This is a genomic window from Priestia endophytica (assembly GCF_026790145.1).
In the GTDB taxonomy this organism is placed as follows: domain Bacteria; phylum Bacillota; class Bacilli; order Bacillales; family Bacillaceae_H; genus Bacillus_I; species Bacillus_I endophytica_A.
Genome location: NZ_JALAMS010000072.1, coordinates 1 through 6,144, shown reverse-complemented (window position 1 = coordinate 6,144; position 6,144 = coordinate 1). Strand labels below are relative to the sequence as shown.

Below are 6,144 nucleotides of genomic sequence, written 5' to 3'. Positions count from 1 at the left end.
TAGCAGTGTTCCGAGTCGTGCACTGACTCTCTGTTTCCGCATTTCCGCATGCAACCCACGAACCCGTTACCAGGCCCGCAGTTTTGGACGGGGATAGTTTTTGCGTCTAAACCAGTGGCGTGAGCCACACTATATAAAAGCGACTTCTTGTCGCACCATAACACACATTATAGGAACATATAAAAAAGAGAAGAGTACTTAAAGTAGTGAACCAAAAGTATCTCCTCCCTTTTTATTTATTATCTATAAAGGTTAAGATTTGTTGCCTTTTTCATATAAATATAAAATATAATCAGTCATAACACCAGGATGGCCCAATTGTCTCAACATAGCCGTAATATTGCCACGATGATATGTTCCATGATTGACAACATGTTGTACTAATTCAGATAAACGAGTTTCGAGTCGTCCAGCAAATGGGGTTTCAAGCACCAAGGCCTTTTCCATATTTTCCTCACGATTGAGAAACACTTTGTACCGGTCAGATAAATCAAAAAACATCGTTTCTACTTCCTCGATTTTTTTCGTTTCCATCTGTTCTTTCAACCGTTCACCTAACGCATATACTTCATCAAATTTTTTACCAGAAATAACATCTAACCATACGTTATCGACGACATAAATGTGCCCCATCACCTTTAATATAGAAGGAAAAACACTCTGAATTTTCTTTTCGTAAATGTCCTCAGAAAGTTCTTTTAATCGGTCGAAAATTTTTTGGTTTGCCCATACATGAAAGTCGTACAATTTTAATGAGTGATGCGTCATTTGAAATTCCCCCTATTTTACTATTCATTATCGACATAATACAAGATATCACTAGTCAACTTAACTATAATTCTATAAAAATACCCTCCAGACCTTTTGCCTAAAGGGATTTCTTGTTTACATAATGTGAGTTTCAGGAAGCTAATTAGACTTTATTACCTTCCCATAAGCTACATGACAATGCAAATGCTTGGAATCTTGATACTGACCAAGATTTGTAATAATTCTACAAGCTCCGTATTCCTCTTTTACTTGAGAAGCAACTTTCTTTAATACATTCAATAAGTCGTCCCATATTTCCTTATCCTCCAAGGTTAAAAGGGAGTCTATATGTTTCTTAGGCACAACTACAATATGTACTTCATAGTAAGGATTAGTATGATAATAAGCCAAAACATGTTTTGTTTCTAATACAGCCTTTACCTTCGTTTTTCCACTAAATACTTCCTCACAATAAAAATCGTTCCCCATGCCTTATCCTCCTCTACAAGTCACGAACTCTTTACAATATCTTTCGGCAAACACCCCTATTCCCCTTTAAGGGGTAGTGACAGCTTCGCTGGTACTACCCCTTTTACTTTGAAGAAGTGTCGTGTAAACTTGATAGGTGTTGGAGCTGGGGTAACCTGATCCTTATCCAGGAGAAACACGACACTGCAAGGTTCAAATTCAAGGGCATATATTATACATGTCTAATATAATAAAACCCTATAAAATCAAGGAATTTTCACCTTTAGTTTAGATAAATTGAAAAAGCAACAGGATGTAAACTAGGAAAATGGCCAGACAAAAAACGCAACCAATTAAAGATTGCGTTCTACAATTCCATTTATATGTGAGTGATATTTATGAATTGAAGCCATCATACTCTTTAATCCGAATATTAATTACTCTCTAAATCCTATATAAAATGAATCTTTGTGTAAAATTCGATTATATGCATACCATGCTGCAAGCCAGCGCCCATGAGTATTGTTTGCATCTCTGGGAATGTATCGTACAGAAAACTTGCCATCACCCTTTCCAGCTCCTTCATATGTGCTGGCAAATGGAAATTCATCACATTCATATCCTTCCGGTTTATTAAGATTCTTACATGCTTGATTTTTAGCATTGGTATTCTTGTTATATTGTTCTCTGTCATATGCAGAATAAATTCGAGTGAGTGGAGGCTTAGGCTCCTTCCCTGGGATTAAGCTTCCTTCTGAGGTCAAGGCGTCCTTATGATGCTGAAAAGCTTCTTTCATAATATTAAAGTACGGATCATTCATATCATAGGTAAAGGTCGGAATGAAATTCGCAAAGATAGCCCCTTCTCTTTTAGAAAAGCCGGGAGTAAACAGATAATCGGCTGAGTCCATTCGAATGGTTTCTTTTGGACCATCGTTTGTGAGTGGAGGATATTTTTTGCTAGGTGGATCTACAGTTATTCTTGGCCACATATCCATGTAACTTACCCGATCCTTATTGTTATTCGTAATGGGTGGGGCTTCAGATGTAATATAAAACTGGTAATGACTGCTTGATTCCCAATTTGCCAATGTTCTTGTGACATTTTCATCCGCACCAATACAATCACGGGTTTCTGAAATACCGTCACATTCCGTGCTGAGGGTAACTTTGGAACCTCGCCGCCATCCCTTGCTGTCAAAGTCTGAATCAATATCGTCTATTGTATAATTGTAAGTAACTCCCCGAAATCCGTTATATCCATTTGCAATAACGGTTACTCGAAAGGCAACCCAGTCACAACCAAATGGAAACCAACTTGGACCACATCCGACTGGATCGCTATACACAACGTAGCTCGACCAACATTGAGAATAACGGTTTTTAATCCAACCTGATGCTGCCTTTTCATTCTCCACACAGGAATCAAATGTTATATCATCGTACTGAAATGAAGGGGGGGTCCAATCATCTCCATCTGAAGCAGTAATGGAATTCGCCATAACGGAATCTTTTCCCTTATCTGTCCTTTCCTCCATTATCGTAACCGCATTTTTCTTAACCTCTGAATTCATTTGCTCCAACGTTTGTTCTCTTGGGCTGTGCTTTTGACTTGATATTAGCCCTAATGTTTCCGGAGATTTCCCTTGCTTCAGTTGGCTAATAACTTCATCTGCTTTTTCGGGATCACTCGTTGGAATAAAATATAATTCTGGTTTTGCTTGATTGATTTCATTTTTTTCTTTTTCCGTAACTTCTGACGAGGAATTTACTTTAGCCTCCATTTCAACTGGAGCAGCAAAAAATATGCATAACGTGAAAAGTAAGGCTACAAATTTGTAGTACTTTTTCATTATCCTTCCTCCATTTCTTATTTCTAAAAAAATCCAGTATGAATCCTCGCACCATGCTAAATAACTTTTTTCATTACTCGAAAACAGGAACACCATTGTTTTCATTTTCTTTTGCATTAACACTTTCATTAAATACAAGTACTGTAATAACCTAAATTAATAATTTCCACTTTTTATCACTCTCCCTCCTGAGGAAAAAGTATTACAAAATTATCATATTATACATAAAATAATTTCATAAGGGGCGAAATTACTGAATATTCCTAATTTATTTCTCCATATCAGAACTTTCTTGGTTCTGGTGCAAATACTTAAGGAAGATATAAAGAGGCGAAAAGTTCCTTAGTGAAATCTGGTCTTAAGCAGCAAGGCCAAATAGTTGATGGATGATCTTCACTTGATTTTGGACAGACTGGTTCCGTGAAACAAGTTGCCCTTTTTTAATGATGTTCATAGTTTCTATTCTGGAAATAATGAATGTAGCTGTGCGAAAGGATTTCAACCCGAACATAGGTCTAACTCGTTTTTTAATAAAACGATGATCCTGTTCTACGATGTTGTTGAGATATTTTACTTGCCTTATTTGGATGCCTCCAGGCATCTTTTTTTCGTTTTTCAACTCTTCAATAGCTATAGGATAAGCTGGATTTTTATCGACGGTTATGACACGAGGATTTGAAACATGAAGAGACCTCAAAGCTTTCTTGAAGAAACACTTTGCAGCCTTGTGATCTCTTGTTTTACTTAGATAAAAATCAATGGTGTTTCCTTCTGAATCGACTGCACGATATAAGTACATCCATTGCCCTTTTACCTTGATATAGGTTTCATCGACTCTCCATGAGTCATTTGTTGACTTAAGATGATGTCGTACTCGCTCATCTAATTCAGGACCATACTGATGTACCCAACGCATGATTGTCGTATGGGTAATGGATAGTCCACGTTCTTCCATCATTTCAACTACATCACGAAAACTGAGGTTGTACCGTAGGTACCATCTCACAATTAATAAAATTATGAAAGGTTGATAATGTTTCCATTTGAATAAATTTTGGTTTTCCATAACTGAATACCATTCCTTTTCTAGATTGATAGTATCAGCATGTCAAAGATTTAGAGATTAATTTCAAGTCAGCTGAAATTTTCGCACCAGAACCGAAAAAAGCATAAACCTGTTTAACAAAAATTACTTGGTTCTTTTTTATTCCAAACGAGCGTAATTGTAATTAGCCATTAATTACCTTCCTCTTCCATAAAAAGTGAACACAACGAGATAGTTCGCAAAGTGCATGTCCGTAAAAGTGTACTTTTACGGACATAATTTTACTAAATTCTTTTCTTATTACGTAACGGGGTACCACCAGCAAAACGTGGATTTACAACGTTAGGGATATTCCAATAGTAAAAATCCCAATCTCTCACTGACATAAATGAGGGATTGGGATTTAGTTATTCTGCAATTGTGCCCTATTCCAGAAAATCATTATGTAAGATAAAGGCTCCACAGATGATAAAGAAAAGTATCCCTAAGTTAAAGAAAGAATTTTCTTTTTAACAATAAGATAATTATTTATTTTAAAACCGTTAAGGCATTTCGTTGTTTTTCTCTTTGGTCAAATTTTATTTATTTTTCTAAAAACTAACTAGACTCCAAACTGTTTTAAATGATGGTCAAGGTGCTTGTAAATTCCTTTTCCCCATTGCTCGGAAGTAAGTTTACCGAAAAAAGGATGTGGATGAGTCGTACACTTCTCTGAACCATTGTTTTGGAAAGTTATAATTTTTTGTTTCAGTTTTTCCTTCTCTGTTTCAAATTCTTTTTCATCTACAATCAAAATGGTCGGAATTGTGGACATATTTTGGGCTAATGGCTTATCGTTATAAAAAATTGGTTTCACAAAGTTTCCTATTAATATTCCTAACCAACCTCTCGCTGGAGAGGAATGTCCCATTGCAATGTCTTGAAAGGATGAGCAATGTGCTAGCATTTGGGCAACATCCATTTTACCCCATTGGCGTTTTGAATTTGGGCTTAATTTGTCAATGCGGTTTAAAATTTCCTCTGAATGCAATTGATTAAAAATATTTTTCATTTGTGCACCCCCCTTTACAAATCTCGTATTGTAAAAATTTTCATAATAAATGGTCTATAAAATACCTTGATAGAGGGCTTTATAAGCAAAAAATCCATTTATTATGTTCTGCTTCTTTAGACGGAAAATTTTTCTAAAATCTCAAAACAATAATAACATAATAATCCAATTTTATTCGAAAATCTTATTCCATTAAATGGCCCTTTTTCGGAATAACATGACTAACGTTTTTAATACAAAAGAATAGAAGGCATTTTTTTATATGCTACTACTGGCAAAAAGCATACTTTTACGGACTTTTTGTATATTAACAATTACTAAAAAGTATGAATTTTAAGTGAAAAATTGGATTTTTTTGTATAATGTAGTGAGGGGGGGATGAAAGAAATGATTGAAGGATTATATGAAGCACATTTGCCCGTGAGCAATTTAAAACGTTCTATAGAATTTTATGAAGGACTTGGTCTAGAACTTTCACATAGTCATGAAGATAGGTTGGCATTTTTGTGGATTGAAAAGAATAAAAGTTGGTTAGGACTTTGGGAAACAGATAAAGTAGAACTAGAATATCATCCTTCCATAAGGCACATTGCTTTTCAAGTTTCTTTAGATGGTTTAAGACATTCTGTTTCATGGTTAAATGAAAGAGGATATACACCTAGGGAAGCATTTGGTTTCGAACCTGTGGAACCATTCGTTATGGCGCATAGTGGTATGGCTCATGCTAAAATTCATTTTAATGATCCGGATGGAAATAGCCTAGAATTTATTTGTAAGATGGATAATCCCAAAAATATTACAAAACGAATGTACTTAAGTGAATGGGAACAATTAAACCAAGATAATTAATCCTTCTCAAGTAGGCATATAAAACAAAGGATAGTTAGAGGGCTTGAATTTTGCATTGAGTAGTCTATCAAACTTGGACATACTGATACTATTACTCTAAAAAAGATGTGTGATCGGTATGGAAAAGG

Annotated in this window: 6 protein-coding genes; 1 reads left to right on the top strand and 5 read right to left on the bottom strand. The window is 35.4% G+C overall.

The genetic code is table 11. The features are described from left to right. Positions 1 to 252: 252 nt before the first annotated feature. The 5 genes from MOC86_RS26530 to MOC86_RS26510 form a co-directional block, all read right to left on the bottom strand. Positions 253 to 768 (bottom strand): DinB family protein, encoded by a 516-nt coding sequence (locus MOC86_RS26530; protein WP_268586888.1) that lies wholly within the window; start codon positions 766 to 768, stop codon positions 253 to 255. Between the two features lie 141 nt (positions 769 to 909). Beyond that, positions 910 to 1,239 (bottom strand): HIT family protein, encoded by a 330-nt coding sequence (locus MOC86_RS26525; protein WP_268586887.1) that lies wholly within the window; start codon positions 1,237 to 1,239, stop codon positions 910 to 912. Positions 1,240 to 1,655: 416 nt separating this feature from the next. After that, on the bottom strand, positions 1,656 to 3,071 hold the full coding sequence (locus tag MOC86_RS26520; RefSeq protein ID WP_268586886.1) for a NucA/NucB deoxyribonuclease domain-containing protein: 1,416 nt from the start codon (positions 3,069 to 3,071) through the stop codon (positions 1,656 to 1,658). A gap of 358 nt (positions 3,072 to 3,429) precedes the next feature. Continuing rightward, the gene (locus MOC86_RS26515; protein ID WP_268586885.1) at positions 3,430 to 4,137 is read right to left on the bottom strand and encodes an IS6 family transposase; all 708 of its coding nucleotides are present in this window, start codon (positions 4,135 to 4,137) and stop codon (positions 3,430 to 3,432) included. 580 nt (positions 4,138 to 4,717) lie between these two features. Beyond that, positions 4,718 to 5,167, bottom strand: a complete 450-nt coding sequence (locus MOC86_RS26510; protein WP_268586884.1) for a DUF1569 domain-containing protein — start codon at positions 5,165 to 5,167, stop codon at positions 4,718 to 4,720. A 387-nt stretch (positions 5,168 to 5,554) separates the two neighbouring features. On the opposite strand from MOC86_RS26510, the gene MOC86_RS26505 reads away from it, so the two are divergent. Beyond that, complete coding sequence (locus MOC86_RS26505) at positions 5,555 to 6,016, top strand: VOC family protein (RefSeq protein WP_268586883.1); 462 nt, start codon at positions 5,555 to 5,557, stop codon at positions 6,014 to 6,016. The last annotated feature ends 128 nt before the right edge of the window (positions 6,017 to 6,144 follow it).